The sequence below is a fragment of the Pseudolysinimonas kribbensis genome, assembly GCF_039531715.1.
GTDB classification, from domain to species: domain Bacteria; phylum Actinomycetota; class Actinomycetes; order Actinomycetales; family Microbacteriaceae; genus Pseudolysinimonas; species Pseudolysinimonas kribbensis.
This window is the reverse complement of the sequence record NZ_BAAAQO010000002.1, coordinates 259,396-277,363: the sequence shown is the minus strand read 5'-3', so window position 1 is coordinate 277,363 and position 17,968 is coordinate 259,396. Positions and strand designations below refer to the sequence as shown.

Annotated in this window: 15 protein-coding genes; 8 read left to right on the top strand and 7 right to left on the bottom strand. The window is 69.7% G+C overall.

The genetic code is table 11. The features are described from left to right. The first annotated feature begins 17 nt into the window (after nucleotides 1-17). The 5 genes from ABD285_RS01970 (at nucleotide 18) to ABD285_RS01950 (ending at nucleotide 5,332) form a co-directional block, all read left to right on the top strand. On the top strand, nucleotides 18-1,403 hold the full coding sequence (locus tag ABD285_RS01970; protein WP_284253612.1) for an ABC transporter substrate-binding protein: 1,386 nt from the start codon (nucleotides 18-20) through the stop codon (nucleotides 1,401-1,403). An 87-nt stretch (nucleotides 1,404-1,490) separates the two neighbouring features. Further along, nucleotides 1,491-2,429, top strand: a complete 939-nt coding sequence (locus ABD285_RS01965; protein WP_284253611.1) for a carbohydrate ABC transporter permease — start codon at nucleotides 1,491-1,493, stop codon at nucleotides 2,427-2,429. Next, nucleotides 2,419-3,324, top strand: a complete 906-nt coding sequence (locus tag ABD285_RS01960) for a carbohydrate ABC transporter permease (protein WP_344199851.1) — start codon at nucleotides 2,419-2,421, stop codon at nucleotides 3,322-3,324. Before ABD285_RS01965 ends, ABD285_RS01960 begins: the two co-directional genes overlap by 11 nt. 25 nt (nucleotides 3,325-3,349) lie before the next feature. Then, nucleotides 3,350-4,372 carry an aldo/keto reductase gene (locus ABD285_RS01955; protein WP_344199848.1) on the top strand — a complete coding sequence of 341 codons (1,023 nt, stop codon included), beginning with the start codon at nucleotides 3,350-3,352 and terminating at the stop codon, nucleotides 4,370-4,372. Nucleotides 4,373-4,414: 42 nt separating this feature from the next. Then, nucleotides 4,415-5,332 (top strand): Gfo/Idh/MocA family protein, encoded by a 918-nt coding sequence (locus ABD285_RS01950; RefSeq protein ID WP_344199845.1) that lies wholly within the window; start codon nucleotides 4,415-4,417, stop codon nucleotides 5,330-5,332. Here the strand turns inward: ABD285_RS01950 and ABD285_RS01945 are convergent. The 7 genes from ABD285_RS01945 to ABD285_RS01915 are packed head-to-tail and all read right to left on the bottom strand — an operon-like array spanning nucleotide 5,329 to nucleotide 13,916. After that, nucleotides 5,329-6,144 (bottom strand): MBL fold metallo-hydrolase, encoded by an 816-nt coding sequence (locus ABD285_RS01945; protein ID WP_344199842.1) that lies wholly within the window; start codon nucleotides 6,142-6,144, stop codon nucleotides 5,329-5,331. The genes ABD285_RS01950 and ABD285_RS01945 overlap by 4 nt on opposite strands. Continuing rightward, entirely contained in the window at nucleotides 6,141-8,237 is a 2,097-nt protein-coding gene (locus tag ABD285_RS01940) for a GMC oxidoreductase (RefSeq protein WP_344199839.1), read from the bottom strand. The genes ABD285_RS01945 and ABD285_RS01940 overlap by 4 nt, the downstream gene beginning before the upstream one ends. Then, nucleotides 8,234-9,226 carry an ABC transporter ATP-binding protein gene (locus ABD285_RS01935; protein WP_344199836.1) on the bottom strand — a complete coding sequence of 331 codons (993 nt, stop codon included), beginning with the start codon at nucleotides 9,224-9,226 and terminating at the stop codon, nucleotides 8,234-8,236. The genes ABD285_RS01940 and ABD285_RS01935 overlap by 4 nt, the downstream gene beginning before the upstream one ends. Further along, on the bottom strand, nucleotides 9,223-10,296 hold the full coding sequence (locus ABD285_RS01930; protein ID WP_344199833.1) for an ABC transporter ATP-binding protein: 1,074 nt from the start codon (nucleotides 10,294-10,296) through the stop codon (nucleotides 9,223-9,225). The genes ABD285_RS01935 and ABD285_RS01930 overlap by 4 nt, the downstream gene beginning before the upstream one ends. Beyond that, entirely contained in the window at nucleotides 10,293-11,231 is a 939-nt protein-coding gene (locus tag ABD285_RS01925; RefSeq protein WP_284253597.1) for an ABC transporter permease, read from the bottom strand. Before ABD285_RS01925 ends, ABD285_RS01930 begins: the two co-directional genes overlap by 4 nt. After that, nucleotides 11,228-12,211 carry an ABC transporter permease gene (locus ABD285_RS01920; protein WP_344199830.1) on the bottom strand — a complete coding sequence of 328 codons (984 nt, stop codon included), beginning with the start codon at nucleotides 12,209-12,211 and terminating at the stop codon, nucleotides 11,228-11,230. The genes ABD285_RS01925 and ABD285_RS01920 overlap by 4 nt, the downstream gene beginning before the upstream one ends. Before the next feature lie 46 nt (nucleotides 12,212-12,257). Then, on the bottom strand, nucleotides 12,258-13,916 hold the full coding sequence (locus tag ABD285_RS01915; protein ID WP_344199827.1) for an ABC transporter substrate-binding protein: 1,659 nt from the start codon (nucleotides 13,914-13,916) through the stop codon (nucleotides 12,258-12,260). Between the two features lie 172 nt (nucleotides 13,917-14,088). Here ABD285_RS01915 and ABD285_RS01910 point away from each other — a divergent pair, with 172 nt between their 5' ends. Genes ABD285_RS01910 through ABD285_RS01900 form a run of 3 tightly spaced genes read left to right on the top strand, consistent with a single transcriptional unit; the run spans nucleotide 14,089 to nucleotide 17,964 of the window. Further along, on the top strand, nucleotides 14,089-14,841 hold the full coding sequence (locus tag ABD285_RS01910; protein ID WP_284253593.1) for a GntR family transcriptional regulator: 753 nt from the start codon (nucleotides 14,089-14,091) through the stop codon (nucleotides 14,839-14,841). Next, a complete protein-coding gene (mtnK, locus tag ABD285_RS01905) occupies nucleotides 14,838-15,980 on the top strand; it encodes an S-methyl-5-thioribose kinase (RefSeq protein WP_344199824.1) in 1,143 nt (380 codons plus the stop codon). Before ABD285_RS01910 ends, mtnK begins: the two co-directional genes overlap by 4 nt. 40 nt (nucleotides 15,981-16,020) lie before the next feature. Continuing rightward, the gene (locus tag ABD285_RS01900; protein WP_344199821.1) at nucleotides 16,021-17,964 is read left to right on the top strand and encodes a glycoside hydrolase 5 family protein; all 1,944 of its coding nucleotides are present in this window, start codon (nucleotides 16,021-16,023) and stop codon (nucleotides 17,962-17,964) included. Nucleotides 17,965-17,968: the final 4 nt, after the last annotated feature.

The window sequence follows — 17,968 nt, the reverse complement described above, 5'->3', positions numbered from 1 at the left end:
GGAGGAGAGCCATCACAGTGAGTAACTTCCACGTGCGTTCGGTAGGGCGGCGGCTCGCTGCCGGCCTGCTCGTCGCGGGGATCGCCATCGCCGTCACGGCGTGCAGTTCGGGAGGCGCGACCCCCACCGCATCAGCAACCTCATCCAAGCCCGGCGAGATCTCGGGCAACATCCGCTTCTCGTGGTGGGGCAGCACCGCCCGCTCCGCGCTCATCGACCAGGTGATCTCGCAGTTCGAGGCGAAGTACCCGAACGTCACCGTCTCGGGCGAGCCGCAGGCGAACTTCCCCGACTACTGGACTCAGCTGAGCGTCGAGGCCGCGGCCAAGAACGTGCCGTGCGTCGCCATGCAGGCGACCACCTACCTGGCCAACTACACCAACCCGAGCGTCCTGATGCCTCTCAACAGCCTGATCAAGGACGGCACGATCAGCACCGACGGCATCCCGGAGTCGATCATCAACGGCGGCCGGGCCAACGGCGCCTCGTCCGGCTCGATCTACATGATCGGCACGGGCGCCTCGTCGACGACCCTCGTCTGGAACACGACGATGGCGAAGCAGTACGGCATCCCGGCGCTCACCACGAAGATGACGTGGGACGACTACACCAAGTGGCTGATCGCGGCGCAGAAGAAGCTGCCGGCAGGCGTCAGCGCCATCGACATCCAGGGCGAGTGGAACGCGATGGACATGCTCTACGCCTACGCACGCGGCTACGGCGACGACATCTACGTGAAGACCAAGACCGGATACAAGCTCGGCGTCACGCAGAAGACCCTGACCGACTACTTCGACTGGTGGGCGAACCTGCAGAAGGCCGGCGTCACCACGACGCCCGCGCAGGCATCCGAGGAGCCGACGACGGCCGGTGACGACTATCTCGCTCAGGGCAAGGCCCTCGTGGAGGTCGCGACGAGCAACCTGCTCGCCGACCAGACCACGCTCAACGCGAGCAAGCAGGTCGCGGCCGCGACGTACTTCCCGTACGGGCCGGCCAAGACCAACGGCAACGTGTTCGACGTCTCCGGGCCCTCGATCGCCGCGGACTGCGCCGACAAGCCCGCTGCCGCCGCGTTCGTGAACTTCTGGATCAACGACCCCACCGCCGTCGCGACGTTCGCGTCGAACCTCGGTGCCGTCACGAACCCGAAGCTCCTCGCCCCTCAGCTGACGGCCACGACCAACGACCCAGCCACCACGGCGAGCCTGAAGTTCAACGACCAGATGCTGAAGGACAACTTCCCCGTTCAGGTGCACGCGGCCGGCTACCCGACGCTCCTCACCCAGCTCCAGACCGTGGTGCAGAACGTGCAGTTCGGCCGACAGTCGGCGAAGGCGGCGGCTTCGACGTTCATCAGCGAAGCGAACGCGACGCTGGCGCAGGCCGCGGCCGCTCAGTAGGTGCAGCGGAGCGCCGCCCTCGTGGCGGCGCTCCGCTGCATCGCACCCGGTACCGTGCCGGAACGACGAAGAACAGGTGGGACACACGTGACAACGATCACCAGGACGGCCCGGCCCGCGGCGGCCGCGGCGCTCCCGCGGCGGCGTGCCAAGAAGAGACGGGATGGCCGGGCCGCCCTGGTCTTCCTCGCCCCGTGGCTCCTCGGCATCCTGCTCGTCACCGCCGGCCCGCTGCTCGCGTCGCTCTACCTGTCGTTCACGCAGTACAACCTGATCTCGGCGCCCGTGTGGGTGGGCTTCAGCAACTTCATCGCCCTGTTCAACGACCCGAACTTCCTCGCCTCGGCAGGGGCGACGCTCATCTACGTCGTCGTCTCCGTGCCCCTGGTGCTGGTGCTCGCGCTGCTGCTGGCCTCCGCCCTCAACGCGAAGCTGCGCGGGATGGTGATCTACCGCACGCTCTTCTACATCCCCACTCTCCTGGGGGCGAGTGTCGCCATCGCGGTGCTCTGGAGCGAACTGTTCTCGACCAACGGCGCCGTCAACAACCTGCTCTCGATCTTCCACATCACCGGGTTGTCGTGGCTGGGCGACCCGTCGACCGCGCTGTACACACTGGTGGCGCTGAACGTCTGGACCTTCGGCGGCACGATGGTGATCTTCCTGGCCGGGCTGCGGCAGATCCCGGTGAGCCTCTATGAGGCGGCTGAGCTCGACGGAGCCGGCCGCTGGCGCAAGTTCACGTCGGTGACGTTCCCCACCCTCTCTCCGGTGATCTTCTTCAACGGTCTGATGGTGACGATCGCGGCGTTCCAGTCGTTCACCCCGGCCTACGTCGTGAGCAACGGCACCGGCGGCCCGGTGAACTCGACGCTGCTCTACTCGCTGTACGTCTATCAGGTCGGCTTCGAGCAGCTCCGGATGGGATATGCGGCGGCGGCGGCATGGGTGCTCGTCATCATCATCGGCGGCTTGACCGCCATTGCCTTCTCGACCTCACGATTCTGGGTGCACTATGGCGATTAGTCAGGCGAACATCGGCCCGCGACAGGGGCGGCGCTTCATCGTGGGGCCGCGTCGCGCGATCGTGCCCGGCAAGCTCCTGCGGCACATCGTGCTCATCGTGATCCTGATCTTCATGCTGTACCCGCTGGTGTGGCTCGTCTTCGCCTCATTCGGCCCGACCGCAGAGGTGTTCACGAACACGGGCCTGCTGCGCCACACCTGGACCCTGTCGAACTACGTCAACGGCTGGAATCTGCTGCCAGGGCTCTCGTTCTCGTCGTTCTTCGCGAACTCGCTGATCATCTCGGTGCTCTCGGTGATCGGCAACGTGGTGTCGTGCACGATGGCGGCGTACGCGTTCGCCCGCCTCAAGTTCCGATTCCGGGGGGTCGCCTTCGCCGTCATGCTCGTGACGATCCTGCTGCCGGCGCAGGTGCTGATCATTCCGCAGTACATCGCGTTCCATCAGATCGGATGGCTGAACACCTACCTGCCGCTCATCGTGCCCCGGTGGCTCGCGACGGACGGCTTCTACATCTTCCTGATGGTGCAGTTCATCCGGGGTCTCCCGACCGAGCTCGACGAGGCCGCGAAGATGGACGGCGGAAGTCACTTCTGGATCTTCACGCGCGTGATCGTGCCGCTCGCCCTGCCGGCGATGGCGACGGTCGCCCTGTTCAGCTTCGTGCAGAGCTGGAACGACTTCCTCGGGCCGCTGCTCTACATCACGACGCCCTCGAAGTTCACCGTGCCGCTCGGACTCACCGCCTTCACGAACTCCGGCGGCACCGGCGCCGCATCCGCCTGGGGCCCGCTCTTCGCGATGTGCGTCATCGGTCTCGGGCCGGTGGTCGCCGTCTTCCTGGCGACGCAGCGCTTCCTCTCCGAGGGCATCGCCACCTCCGGTTTCAAATAGGCCCGACGATGAGGAGGACGCACTCGTGAGATACCGGACGCTGGGACGGAGTGGGACGGTCGTCTCCACCTACGCTCTCGGAACGATGACCTTCGGGGTCGAGACCGACGAGGAGACCTCGCACGCGATCCTCGACTCGTACCTCGACGTCGGCGGCAACCTGATCGACACCGCCGACGTCTACGGTCACGGGGCGTCCGAGGAGATCGTCGGCAGCTGGCTCGCGAAGCACCCGGCCGACCGCGGCCGAGTGGTCGTGGCCACGAAGGGCCGGCTGGGCATGGGGTCCGCGCCGAACGACCTGGGGTCGTCACGTGTGCACCTCGGCCGGGCTCTGGATGCGTCGTTGGCGCGACTCGGCGTGGAGCAGATCGACCTCTACCAGATGCACTCCTGGGACCCGCTGACGCCGCTCGACGAGACCCTGCGCTTCCTCTCCGACTCGGTGAGCAACGGCAAGATCGCCCACTTCGGCTTCTCGAACTACGTCGGCTGGGAGATCGCGAAGGCCGCCCACATCGTCGACCGGCTCGGCCTGAACCCCCCCGTCACGCTGCAGCCGCAATACAACCTGCTCGTGCGCGAGATCGAGGCCGAGATCATCCCGGCGTGCCTCGACACCGGACTGGGCATCCTGCCGTGGTCTCCGCTGGCCGCCGGGTGGCTGACGGGCAAGTACCAGCGCGACAGCGCGCCCGATCCGGCGACCCGGATGGGCGAGAACCCCGAGCGCGGATCGGAGGCGTGGCGGGTGAGGAATGCGAAGGAGCGCACCTGGCGCATCATCGATGCCGTCCGCGAAGTCGCCGACGCGCGCGAGGTGCCGATGTCGCGCGTCGCTCTCGCCTGGGTCGAGGCGCGTCCGGCCGTGACGTCGGTCATCCTCGGGGTGCGCACTCCGGAGCAGTTCGACGACAACATCGCGGCGGCGGACCTCGAGCTCACGCCGGAGGAGTCGGATCACCTCACCGAGGTCAGCCGGCCCGACTTCCCGGGCTACCCCTACGGTGACACCGGCACGGTCCTGCGGGGCCGGCCGCTGCCGTAGCCCGTCATCCGGCCGCAGCCCCGCCAATAGGCTGGACGACACATGGAGAACGACGATCGTGCACGCGTCGGCCTGATCGGCACCGGGCCGTGGGCCGCCTCGGTGCACGCGCCGGCGATCGCGCGCGATGACCGGGTGCGCTTCGGCGGCGTCTGGGGTCGCAACCCCGACGCCGCGCGTGCGCTCGCCGACGCGCACGGCGCCACGGCCTACGCCGACCCGCACGAGCTGATCGACGCGGTCGACGTCGTCGTCTTCGCGGTTCCGCCCGACGTGCAGCACCCCCTCGCACTCACGGCCGCGCGGGCCGGGCGTCAGCTGCTGCTCGAGAAGCCGACCGGGTTCTCGACGGCCTGCGCCCTCGTGCTCGCCGACGCCGTCGACGAGCACGGCGTCGCCTCCGTGGTGTTCTTCACCGCGCAGCTCGCGCCGGAGTTCGACGCGTGGGTGCAGCGCACGCGCGACGAGGGGGCGTGGCTGGCTCAGATGCGCAACATCGCGCGAACCCTCGTCGACCCCGCGAACCCCTTCGGAGCCTCGGCGTGGCGGCATGAGCGCGGACAGCTCTGGGACTCGGCGCCGCACGAGGTCGCGATGGCGCTGCGGCTGCTCGGCCCGGCTCACGAGGTGCAGTGCCTGCGCGGGCAGGGCGACCTCTCGCTGGTGACCATCGGCCATGCCGGGGGGTCGGCCGAGATCGCCCTGCGCGGCGATGCCCCGGTGAGCGACGTGGGCACGCGCGTGCTGACCCGCGAGGGCGTCGCGGTGCCGCCCGACAACGACTGGGGCGACCTGGCGGCATCGGCCGCGGAACGCGCCCTCGGTCATCTGGCGGAGGCGGCCGCGGGTCGGGCCACCGGGTCGCTGCTCGACGCGCGGTTCGCCGTCGACGTCACCCGGGTGCTGGAGGCCGCGGAGCGGTCGGCCCGCGACGGCGTGCGCGTCGGACTTTCGGCCTAGGCGCGCAGGAGGCGCCCCGCCTCGAGGCCGGTGAAGTGGCATCCCAGCACCGTGTCGTGGTCGTCGTCGATCAGGCGGGCGAGCTCGGCGCGCGTGCGACGTGCCAGAGCCGGGTCGACATCGGTGACGGCGTCCCAGTCGGTGTGGGTGAGCTGCGCGGGGCAGTGGATGGCGTCGCCGAGCAGGAGGGCGCGCTCGGTACCGTCGTGCGCGGCGAAGACGGCGTGGCCGGGGGTGTGCCCGGGCGCGGCCATGCGGCGCATCCCGGGGCGCACAGGCGTGTCGGCGCCGTCGCGCAGGTCGAGTCGGCCGGCGACGGCGAGCGCCCTCATGGCCGACGTGGCCCGATCCGACGGTGCCCCTTCCGCCGGGCTGCCGTCGACGAAGTGGTCCCAGTCCGCCCGGCCGAGAACCGTCGTGGCGTGCCCGAAGACCGGAGCGCCCTCGGCATCCGCGATCCAGCCGATGTGGTCGGAGTGCAGGTGGCTGATGGCCACGATGGCGATGTCGTCCGGAGCGAAGCCGACCTCGGCGAGGGCGCCGAGAAGGCGGCCGCCGCTGAGGTGAGGCGGCGGGTCGGCGAGCGGTCCGAACCCGAGGTCGATGAGCGTCACGGGATCGCTCGGGATGAGGAAGCAGCCTACGGGCACCGTCCAGTCGCCGGCGTCGTCGTGATACCGGTCCCAGGCGGCGGTCGGGTGCTGCGGGGATCCGACGAAGTCGCGGTCCATGTCGATGTGGCCGTCGACGAGGGCGAGGAGGTCGAGGTCGCCGATCCGGTAGCGGCGGGTGCGGAAGTCGGGCGCGCTCACGCCGGGCTCATCACGGGATCGGCGACGGCGTCCTGGGCGAACCGGGTGCTGTTGCGGTAGGCGAGCGCCATGATCGTGAGCACGGGATTCACGCCGCCGTTGGTGACGTGCACGGAGCCGTCGGCGATCAGCAGCTCCGGATGACCCCAGACCCGCCCCCACGAGTCGGTGACCGACGAGGCCGGATCGTCGCCCATGCGGCAGGTTCCCGCCTGGTGCTGGCCGCCGCTCGGGCCGGCCGGGCGGTCCGACGCGTCCATGCGCACGACCCGTTCGGCGCCCGACGCCGTCAGCCAGTCGGCGGCCCGGTCGGCCAGGAGGGCCGCCGCCTGCCGGTCCTCCGCGCGAATGTCGCCGCTCAGCCGCGCGACCGGCACGCCGAAGCGGTCGGTCACCTCCGCGTCGACCTCGACCCGTGAGTCCGGATTCGGCACCTCCTGCACAGGCCCGAACACCATGAGCATCCGCGGCCACAGCTCGCGCATGCCCCGCTTCGTGTCGGCGCCCCAGCGGGGGAGCACGCCGAGGGCCGTGAGCGTGTCCCAGACGTTCAGCGGCGTCGGCACGAAGTCGTTCGCGATCATGCCGCCGCCGACGATCCCCGCGTTGGCGTGACGGAAGTCGTTGGTCGCGATGTTCGGGCCCGGTCCGAGGGAGTCCTGCACCACGTCGGAGAAGAAGCCGATCGAGCCGGCGTAGACGTGGGCCTGCAGGTTCCGTCCCACCTGGTCGTGGTCGTTGCCGACGCCTCGGGATGCGCCGGGCCCCGTGCTGTTGAGCAGCAGGCGGGCGGTCTCGATGGCGCCAGCGGCGACGACGATGCGCCCGGCCCGCACCTCCCGGCGCTGCACCCGACCTCCCTCCGCCGAGGCGAGCGCGACTCCCACGACGGCGCCGCTGTCGTCGAGCAGCAGGCGCTCGGCCTGCACGAGCGGCAGCAGGTCGCAGCGTCCGGTGGCCAGGGCGCGGGGGATCGCCGTGTTGTGGGCGCCGTTCTTGGCGCCCGCGTGGCAGGCGAAGCCGACGCACGCCCCGCAGCGCACGCAGGCGGCGCGGCCGTCGAACGGCTCGGAGTTGATGAGCAGGGGCACGGAGCTGGTGGTGAGCCCGAGCGCGGCGGCGCCCCGCCGCAGCGTGGCGGTGCCGACGGTGTCGGGCAGCGGGGGCATCGGATACCCACGGCGGCGCGGCCCGGCCGAGCGCACCCCTTCGGTATCGCCGGAGACCCCGTACTCCCACTCGCAGCGGTCGTACCAGGGCTCCAGGTCGTCGTAGCCGATCGGCCAGTCGGCGAGGGAGCTGCCCTCCGGGGTTCCGTAGACGGACGCCATCCGGAAGTCGTCGGGAGCGAACCGCCAGGCCTGCGCACCGTAGACACGCGTGCCCCCTCCGACGGCGAAGGCGTTCGCGCTCCAGCGCAGATCGGGGCCGTAGACGATCGCATCGCCCGCGCTGCTCTCGACGACGCGCGGGTCTCCGGTCGGCGACGGGCCCGTTCGGGTCGGATATCCCGTCGGCGATCGCTCGCTGCGCAGCGGATCGAGGGGCAGGTCGCGGCTCGACAGGGCGGCGCCCCGCTCCACCAGCAGCACCGTCAGACCCGACTCGGCGAGCACCTGCGCGGCGATCCCGCCACCGGCTCCCGCCCCCACCACGACGCAGTCGTACCGGTCGCGCAGCCCGTCGAGCGCGATGGTCGGGCTCGCGGCGGGTTCGGGCGCCGGCCAGCTCGCGCCGGCCGGCAGGATCGCGTAGCCGAGCGAGCGCCGCGTGCGGTCGGTGCCCTCGCCGTAGTACCCCTGCGCGCAGAGCGCGGCCACGAGGTCGACGAATCCCGCAGGATCGTCTCCCCGGCGCAGGAGCGCGTCCTGCTCGTCGGCGGCCAGCTCTGCGAATCCTCCCGAGGAGCCGTCGAGCGCATCGAGACCGGTCAGCAGCCGATCGCGCCACGGCACGTCGTCACGGCGCAGCATGCCGTCGATGAAGCCGCCGACGCCGGCGTCCCAGCCGGACGGCAGATCATCGGCGGGGATCATGCGATCGACGACGGCGCGCAGCACCGCACGCCGGCGCGGGTCGAGCGACTCCGTCACGCGGCCGCGGCGCCCTCCTCCGGCGCCGACGCGCGATCGGGATCGAACAGCCAGCATTTCGCCGTCTGACCGTTGCCCGTCTCGAACTCCGGGGGTCGGGTCTTGCAGATCTCCATCGCGAACGGGCAGCGGGGCCGGAACTTGCAGCCGTCGCCGACGGGGGCGTCGCGCCGCTCGCGCTGCGCCGGCTTGGCGTCGATGATCGTCTTGCGCCGTGCCGTCGCCGCACGGCTCGGCGCCGACTCGGCGAGCAGGCGCGTGTACGGGTGCTTGGGCCGCAGGATCACGTCGTCGGCGGTGCCGCGCTCCACGATCTCGCCGCGGTACATCACCATGATGTTCGTCGAGAAGTGCCGGGCGGTCGCGAGGTCGTGGGTCACGTACAGGAGCGCCAGCCGCCGGTCGCGCTTCATGCGGTCGAGCAGGTTCATGATCTCGAGCCGGATCGACACGTCGAGCATCGAGACCGGTTCGTCGGCGAGCAGCACCGCGGGGTCGGGCGCGACGGCCCGGGCGATCGCGACCCGCTGACGCTGGCCGCCCGACAGCTCGTGCGGGAACTTCTTGGCCACGTCGGCGGCCGGCGTCAGGCTGACCGTCTCGAGGAGCCGGCGCACCTCCGCCTCGACCTCGCCCCGGCGCGTGCCGTGGATGATCAGCGGCCGCCGTACATGGTGGCCGACGGAGAAGGAGGGGTTCAGGGAGGCGAAGGGATCCTGGAAGACCACCTGCACCTCGCCGCGGTAGCGGCGCAGCCCGCGGCCGTGCCGCGGCGCGTCCTTGCCGTCGAGCAGGATGCGGCCCGAGGTGACCTTCGTCAGCTGGGCGATCGCGCGCACGATCGTCGACTTGCCGCTGCCGCTCTCGCCGACCAGCGCGAGCGTCTCTCCCTGGTTCATCGAGAACGACACGTGGTCGACGGCCCGGAAGCGCGGCACCCCGCGGCCGGCGTAGTCCACGACCAGGTCCTGCACCTCGAGCGCGCTCATCGTGCCACCGCCGCGGGCGCGAGCCCGTCGCGGAGGGCCTCCGGCGGGCCGTCCGGCGCCAGCTCCGGATCGTGCAGGTGACAGGCGACCAGCCAGCCGTCCGACGCGGGACGATGCCGCGGCGTCTGGAGCGGCGGATCGATCGTGCGGCACGCGTCGAAGACGTACGGGCAGCGCGCCGCGAAGGGGCACCCGGCGGGCGGCCGGCGCAGATCGGGCGGCGAGCCCGGGATGCCCATGAGGTCGGGGTTCTCGGCCTCCAGCTCGGGAAAGGAGTGCAGCAGGGCCGAGGTGTAGGGATGCGCCGGCCACTGCCCGATCTCGTCGGTCGTGCCGATCTCGACGATCTCGCCCGCGTACATGATCGCGATCCGGTCGCTGAGCTCCAGCAGCAGCGACAGGTCGTGCGTGATGAAGACGATGCTCAGGCCCAGCTGCGCCTGCAGCCGCTTGATCTCGTCGATGATCTCGCGCTGCACGACCACGTCGAGGGCGGTGGTGGGCTCGTCCATGATGATGACGTGCGGGTCGAGGGCGAGCGCCATCGCGATCCCAACCCGCTGTCGCATGCCGCCCGACAGTTCGTGCGCATACGACATGACCCGGTCGGGGTCGATGCCGACGGTGTCGAGCAGCTCCCGCGCCCGCGCGAGCCGGGCCGCCCTGTCCATGTCGGGCCGATGCGCCTCGAAGATGTCGTCGAACTGCTTGCGCAGCCGGGTCACCGGGTTGAGGGAGTTCATGGCGCCCTGGAACACCATGGCGATCTCCGACCAGCGGAAGGCCCGCAGCTCGGCCGGGTCGAGGGCGAGCACGTCGACCGGGGGGCCGTCCGCCGGCCGGTACTCCAGGCTGCCGCCGACGAGGGCGGCCGGAGCCTGCAGCAGGCGCGTCAGGGCGTAGGCGAGCGTCGACTTGCCGCATCCGCTCTCGCCGGCGATGCCGAGGATCTCGCCGCGCATCAGCTCGAGGCTGACATCGCGCACGGCGTGGGTGTCGGCCTCGCCCTGGTAGTCGACCGAGATGCCGGTCGCGCGGATGACGGCATCGGGGGCCGTGGCGGTGCTCATGAGGCGTCCTTTCGGGGGCGACGCGTGCGCACCGCAGCCCGGAGCTTCGGGTTGATGATGGAGTCGAGGCCCAGGTTGATGAGCGTGAGGGCGGTGCCGACGAGGGCGATCGCGAGGCCCGGCGGCACGAACCACCACCAGGCGCCCGACGACAGCGCTTCGGAGTTCTGGGCGAAGTAGAGCATGTTGCCCCACGTCTGATCGCTGGGGCTGTCGAGCCCGATGAAGGCCAGGCCCGCCTGCGTCAGGATCGCGAAGACGACGCTGAAGATGAAGCTCGACAGGATGAAGGCGAGCAGATTCGGCAGCACCTCGACCACGACGATGCGCCAGGTGCGCTCGCCGGAGACCCGCGCCGCGGCGACGTAGTCCCGGGAGCGCATCGAGAGGGTCAGCCCGCGCAGCACGCGCGCGCCGCCGGCCCAGCTCGTCACCGCAATCACGATGATCGACGTCGTGTAGCCCTTCGCCGCCAGATTCGCCGAGATCACGATCACGAGCGGCAGGGCCGGGATGACGAGCACGACGTTCGTGATGAGGTTGAGCACGTCGTCGGCGATCCCGCCGATGAAGGCGCCCCCGACGCCGACGATCAGGCCGATGACGGTCGCGATGAGCCCGGCGGCGAAACCGACGATCAGGGTGCCCTGCGCCGACACGATCACCTGGCTGAGCACGCTCTGGCCGGATTGGGTGGTGCCGAGCGGGAACTGCAGCGACGGCGGCGCGAGGCTCGGGCCGACGAGGGCGTCGGGGTTGGGGATCGCGATCGGGCCGACGATCGCCGCGATCACGAAGATGGCGAGCACGATGACGCCGACGACCATCTGCGGCGACGACGTCAGACGTCGGAGAGTGCGGCGCAGGTCGCGTCGCCCGCCGGCGTCGGCGAGGTTGTCGGCTCCGACGGCGGCCGTGGTGGGGATGGTGCTCATGCGCTCTGCCTCGTCCGGGGATCGACGAACCCGTAGAGGATGTCCACGAGGAAGTTGGCCCCGAGCACCGCGAGCGTGATGACGAGGAAGATCCCCTGCATCTGCGCGTAGTCGCTGTTCTGCACGGCCTGCAGCAGCAGGTATCCGATGCCGGGGTACGAGAAGACGATCTCCATGATCAGCGACCCGCTGACGACGAAGCCGAGTGAGATCGCGAAGCCGGTGACGCTCGGCAGCACGGCGTTGCGGCCGGCGTATCCCATGAGGATGCGGCGCGGCGTGAGGCCCTTGGCGGAGGCCGCGATCACGTAGTCCTCCGAGCGCGTCAGCAGCGTCATGTTGCGCATGCTCAGCATCCATCCGCCCAGCTGGGCGAGCACGATCGTGAGCGCCGGGATGATCGAGTGCGAGATCGCCGACAGGATGAACGGGCCGTCGAAGGCGGGGATCAGCGACGAGTCATAGCCGCCGTTGAGGGGCGCGACCTGCCAGATCACCCCGAAGAGGTAGAGGAACAGCAGCGCGAGCCAGAAGTAGGGCACCGCGGTGAGGAAGGTGGTGGCCGGGGCGAGGGCGGTGAGGAACCGGTTGCTGCGCCATCCGGCGAGGGCCCCGAGGCCGGTGCCGATCACGAACGACAGCACCGTCGAGACGCCGACGAGGGTCAGCGTCCACGGCAGTCCGCTCGCGATGACCTGGGTCACGGGCTCCGGGAAGTTGGTGACCGAGATGCCGAGGTTGCCGTGGGCGAGCTGGTCGAGGTACTGCCCGTACTGCACGAAGAGGTTGCCGTGGCCGAGCCCGAGCAGCTTGGTGAGGGCGGCGCGCTCGCCCGGCGGGGGTGCGCCGTTCTGCGACATGCGCGCGATGAGGATGCTCACCGGGTCGCCGGGCACGAGCCGGGGAAGGAAGAAGTTGAGGGTCAGTGCCCCCCACAGGGCCAGCAGATAGAAGCCGACCTTGCGGGCGAAGTACTTCATCGTCGTTCGTTCCTTCCCCGGCGCGCGCCGGGCAGAGGTGGTGCGGTTACTTGACGGGCGTGAGGTGCATCGCCACCCAGCCGACGTTCGGCTGCTGCTGGCCGGACGAGGCGTACGGGTTGTCAGGCGTCGGGAACCCGGTGATGTGGTTGCCGTTGAAGGTGCCCTCATTCTGCTGCTGGAACAGCGGGATGACGGGCAGGTCGCGCGCGAAGATCTGCTGGATCTGCACAAACGACGGCTTCTGCGCACTCACGTCCGGGGTGGAGGCGATCTGCTGGAGGAGCGTGTCGACCTCCGGGTTGGTGTAGCGACCCTGGTTGCCCGCGGTGTCCTCCTGGCCGATCGGCGGCAGTCCGTCGCTGCCGATCAGCGTCTTGTAGTACACGTACGGGCTCGAGGTGAAGCCCTGGTAGGTCATGAGCAGCTGGAACTGGCCGTTGTAGAACGCCGAGGTCCACGCGTTGACCGACTCACCCTGCACGACGAGGTTGATGCCCGCCGACTTGAGCTGCTGCACCATGATCTGGAGCGCCTGCACGTAGTCGGTGTAACCCGACGGCACCTGTACCGTCAAGGTCAGCTCCTTGCCGTCCTTCGCGAAGAACCCGTCGGAGCCCATCGTGTAGCCGGCCGACTCGAGCGTGCTCTTCGCCTTCGAGACGCTGAACTCGAACTTCGAGTCCTTCAGCGTCGGGTCGGCGACGTTGTCGAAGTTCGGGCTGATGAGCCCGGACGTCGAGATCGGGTTGGCGTAGCCGTTGTAGACCGTCTTGCTGATGGTGTCGCGATCGAGTGCATAGCTGATCGCCTGGCGGACGGGCAGCTGCGAGACGACCGGGTCCTGGAAGTTGGGCACCAGCGACGTGATCGCGACCGGGGTGTTCGAGACCGCGAACTTGGGGTTCTTCTTCTTGTAGACGGTGTCGATGTTGGGGATGTAGGTGTTCGCCCAGTCGACCTGCCCGTTCTCGATCGCGAGGTTCGCCGCCTGGTTGCCGTTGAAGTACAGGAAGCGGTAGCTCTTCACCTTGGGCAGCCCGGCCATGTAGTAGTTCGGGTTGGCCTTGAGGGTGAGCGCCTGGCCCGTCACCGACTGCACCGTGTAGGCGCCGGAGCCGACGGGCTTCGGGTTCAGGGTGGTGGTGGGGTTGCTGATCTTCGACCACACGTGCTGCGGCAGGATGTAGGTGCTGCCGGCGATGTAGTCGACCGCCGCGTACGACGACTGCGTGAAGTTCACGACAGCGGTGGTCGCGTTCGGGGCGGAGGCGCTGTCGATCGGAAGACCGGCCGAGTTCAGCGCCGGGTTCGACTTCAGCAGATTGAACGTGTAGGCCACGTCGGCCGCCGTGACGGCCTGGCCATCGGTCCACTTCGCGTTGGTGCGCATCGTGAAGGTGATGGTCTTGCCGCCATTCGACCATGCGTACGACTTGGCGAGCCACGGCTGCGGGGTGCCGGCCTTGGCGATGTTGAAGAAGAACAGCGGCTCGTAGATCATGCCGAGCGTCGGGCGCTGCGCGTTAGGGGAGAACGGGTTGAAGTTGTCGACGAACTGGCCGGCCTGGCCGGTCTCGGCGGTGACGGTGCGGTCGGCTCCGGAGCCGCCCGTGTTGGTGCCGCCGGTGCAGCCGGCGAGCAGGATGCCCGCGGCAAGCGTGGCAGCGGCGGCGAGGGAAACGCGCCACAGTCTGTTTCGCACTGTTGATGCCCTTTCTGATCGATCCTTCGTTGGATCGCGACGGACGGGAGCCCGCCGCGCAGACACAAAAGCCTGCGTGCTGTGAGACAATAGTCGTCAGACAACTGATATCTGTCAATGTGGACTGGGTCATGCCATCCTGGCACTGCTCGAAGGAAGGAGCTCGCCGAGAATGAGCACGCCCGTCACGCCCTCGGGTCGCCTGACCAGCGGTCTCGACCTGCCCACCCGACTCGCCAACGACCTGCGGCAGCGGCTGGACGACGGTGAATGGGGCGCCGGCGACAAGCTCCCCACTGAGAGCGAGCTGTGCGCCCATTACGGCGTCTCGCGCGCGACCGTCCGGCAGGCCCTGCGGTCCCTCGGCGGCGACGGATTGATCGTGATCCGGCAGGGCGTCGGCAGCTTCGTGTCGGAGACCGCCCTGATCCGCACCGGCATGCAGGAGCTCAAGTCGATCACCTCGACCATCGCCGAGATGGGGCTCACCCCCGGCATGGAGTACCACCACCGCGTGATCCGCCCCGCGACCGAGGAGGAGGCGCAGCGGCTCCGACTGGATGCCGGCGCCGAAGTGCTCGACATCCGGCGGCGCATCCTCGCCAACGGCATCGTCGTCGCCTACTCGTTCGACATCCTGCCGCGCTGGGCCTTCCCCGCCGACTTCAGCCCCGACGACCTCACCGGCTCCGTGTTCGGCAAGCTGGCCGAGATCGGCGGGCCGACACCCGACTGGGGCACCGCCCAGGTGCACGCCGTCGTTTCGAAGGACATCGCGTGGGATGCCGACGGCGACGACGCCCCCGACCTCTTCGTACTGCTCGATCAGCTCCAGTTCGACCTCGAGGGCCGTCCGTTCATGCACACCCGCAGTTACTTCGTCGAGGGCCGCTTCGCCTTCAACGTGCTGCGCACCACCCGATGATGGACTACTACGAGTTCGACCTGGCCGGTGCGGCGCGCTTCGCCGACGACTTCGTCGGCGGCGCACTGAGCTCATCGGAGGTCGGCGACGGCAATCTCAACCGGGTCTTCCGGGTGGGGGGCAAACGCGGCTCGGTGGTCGTCAAGCAGGCCCTGCCGTACCTGAAGGTCGCGGGCGCCGACTGGCCGCTCACCCGACGTCGCGCCTGGATCGAGCGCTCGGCGCTCGAAGCGCACGGCGAGATGGTGCCCGACCTGCTGCCCGACGTGATCCACTTCGACGACGACCTGTCGGCGCTCGTGCTCGAAGACCTGCACGCCCACGAGAACTGGCGCGACCTGCTCATCGCCGGGCGCGAGACCCCCGGTATCGCGGCCCAGGTGGGCCGCTACTCCGCGGCGGTGCTGCTCGGCACCGGCCACCTGGCGACGGGCCAGCGGCGGACCGCCATGCGACGCACCTTCGGATACTCCGACCTCTGCCTGCTCACCGAAACCCTGGTGTTCACCGCCCCGTTCACGGCCGCCGAATCGAACCGCGTCGAGGACGCGCTCGCGCCCACGGTGGCCGCGCTGGCATCCGACTCGGCCCTGCGCGCGGCGGCCGCGCAGCTGCGCTACGTGTTCCGCACCCGCAACGAGGCCCTCATCCACGGTGACCTGCACAGCGGCTCGGTGCTGGTCGGCGCCGACGGCGCCCGCATCATCGACCTCGAGTTCGCGTTCTTCGGGCCGATGGGCTTCGACATCGGGCTGCTCATCGGCAATCTCGCCCTCTCGTCGATCGCTCACGCGAGCAACGGCAATGAGCGGTACGCCCGCGTGGTCGCCGGCTACGCCGCCGAGTTCTGGAACGCATTCGTCGACGAGAGCGCCCGGATCTGGCGCCCCGGCGAGCCCTGGTTCCACCCGTTCATCGCGGGAGTCATCGCCGATGCCGCCCGCTTCGCGGGCCTCGAGATGATCCGCCGCACCGTCGGCCTCGCCCACGTGCGCGACATCGACTCGCTGCCGGAGGCCCCCCGTCTCGCCGCGCAGCTGCAGTCCGTCGACGGCGGTCGGTCGCTCGTGCTCGGGCCGACGTGCACGACCTTCGCCGAGCTCTGGGCTCGGGCCACCCGCAACGACCACCTGATCTGACCCGCCGCCGCTACGCGGCCGCCGCCCCGAAAGGACGCCCATGCACCGCCCGTCACGCAAGCTCCACCTCGACGGCCGACCCGTGAACTGGATCGGCGTCAACTTCTGGTCCCGGGCGGGCGGCCCGCGCATGTGGGACGAATACGACGGGGAGGTGATCGACGCCGAACTCGCCCAGATGCGCGACCTCGGCATCAGCCTCACCCGCAGCTTCTTCTACTGGCCCGACTTCATGCCCACGGCCGTAGCCCTCGACGAGCAGAAGGTCGAGCACTACCGCGACTTCCTCGACCGTCACACGAAGCACGGCATGACCACGATCCCCACCTTCCTGGTCGGGCACATGTCGGGCGAGAACTGGGATCCCGCGTGGCGCGACGGCCGCGACCTCTACAGCGACATCCGCTTCGTCGGACGCCAGGCCTGGTACATCCGCGAACTGGGGGCGCGCTTCGCCGACCATCCCGCGGTCGCGGCATGGCTGCTCAGCAACGAGGTGCCGATCTACGGCGACCAGAAGTCGGGCGGCCACGGCCGCAACGACGCCGAGGTCATCACCGCCTGGGCGCAGATCCTCATCGACGCGCTCCGTGCCGGCGGCGCGCACCAGCCGGTGTCGATCGGCGACGGCGTCTGGGGCGTCGAGGTCAGCGGCAGCGACAACGGGTTCCGGGTGCGTGAGCTCGCTCCGCTCATCGACTTCCACGGGCCGCACGTGTACCGCATGGAAACCGACAGCGTGCGGCAGAACCTCGCCGCCGCCTACATCTGCGAACTGCTCGACATCGGCGAGCTGCCGGTCGTCGTCGAGGAGTTCGGGCTAACCAGCGACTACGTCAGCCCCGACAACGCCGCCTCCTACTACCGCCAGGTGCTGCACAACTCGCTGCTCGCGGGGGCCACGGGCTGGCTGGCCTGGAACAACACCGACTACGACCACCTGGCCGACCGAGCGCCGTACTCGCATCATCCGTTCGAGATGCACTTCGGCATCACCGACGCGCACGGCACCCCGAAGCCGCAGGCGCTCGAGATGCGCGCCTTCGCGGAGCTGGCCGAGCGCATCGACATGCCGGGGCTAGAGCGACCCGACGCCAACGCCGCGATCGTGGTGTCGTCGTTCCTCGAGGCGAAGTACCCGTTCCTCGACAGCGTCGACGCCGGCTTCGTGCTGACCACGACGCGGCAGGCGTACATCGCCGCGAAGGAGGCCGACATCCCGGTCGGCGTCGCCCGCGAAGCCGACGGCCTGCCCGACGACCTTGCGCTCTACATCGTGCCGTCCAGCAAGCAGTTGCTCGCCACGACCTGGACCTTCCTGGTCGAGCAGGCCCGCCGCGGCGCCGTCGTGTTCGCCTCCTACTTCGTCGGCGACAACGGATCGCAGCGCGGCCTCTGGTGGCCCGACGTCGACGGCATGTTCGGCGTCGAGAAGCGCACCAGGTACGGCATCGTCGACCTGCTCGACGACGACGAGCTGCAGGTCGAGTTCGTGCAGGAATTCGGCGGCATCCCGGCGGGCGAGGTCGTCGTCATCCGGCCGGCGGGGTCACCGCTGTCGCGCACCTACCTTCCCGTCGAGCCGACGGATGCCGAGGTCGTCGCCGTCGACGGTCGCGGTCGCCCGATCCTGCTGCGCCGCCGCGTCGGATCCGGGTGGATGGTGCTCGCCACCGTGCCGCTCGAGTACTTCGCCGCCGTGCTGCCGGAGGCCAACCCCGAGCCGACCTGGCGCGTCTACGACGGACTGGCCGACCTCGCCGCCGTGCCGCGGCCGATCCGCGTCGACGACCCGCGCGTCATGTGCGCCGAGATGGTGCACGACGACGGATCGCGCTACGCGTGGTTCGTCAGCCAGTCGCCCGAGCCCCTCGACATCCAGCCGCGCCTCGAATCGGGCACCCTCCGCGACCTCGACGGTGCCGACGTCGCGACCCTGCATCTGAAGCCGTACGACGTCGCCGTCGTGCATTACGAGAAGTAGACCG

Excerpts from the sequence above, each read along its gene's own strand:
- ABD285_RS01960 (WP_344199851.1), top strand. The coding sequence starts at position 2,419 with ATGGCGATTAGTCAGGCGAACATCGGCCCGCGACAGGGGCGGCGCTTC.
- ABD285_RS01950 (WP_344199845.1), top strand. The coding sequence starts at position 4,415 with ATGGAGAACGACGATCGTGCACGCGTCGGCCTGATCGGCACCGGGCCG.
- ABD285_RS01935 (WP_344199836.1), bottom strand. The coding sequence starts at position 9,226 with ATGAGCGCGCTCGAGGTGCAGGACCTGGTCGTGGACTACGCCGGCCGC.
- ABD285_RS01930 (WP_344199833.1), bottom strand. The coding sequence starts at position 10,296 with ATGAGCACCGCCACGGCCCCCGATGCCGTCATCCGCGCGACCGGCATC.
- ABD285_RS01925 (WP_284253597.1), bottom strand. The coding sequence starts at position 11,231 with ATGAGCACCATCCCCACCACGGCCGCCGTCGGAGCCGACAACCTCGCC.
- ABD285_RS01920 (WP_344199830.1), bottom strand. The coding sequence starts at position 12,211 with ATGAAGTACTTCGCCCGCAAGGTCGGCTTCTATCTGCTGGCCCTGTGG.
- ABD285_RS01910 (WP_284253593.1), top strand. The coding sequence starts at position 14,089 with ATGAGCACGCCCGTCACGCCCTCGGGTCGCCTGACCAGCGGTCTCGAC.
- mtnK (WP_344199824.1), top strand. The coding sequence starts at position 14,838 with ATGATGGACTACTACGAGTTCGACCTGGCCGGTGCGGCGCGCTTCGCC.
- ABD285_RS01900 (WP_344199821.1), top strand. The coding sequence starts at position 16,021 with ATGCACCGCCCGTCACGCAAGCTCCACCTCGACGGCCGACCCGTGAAC.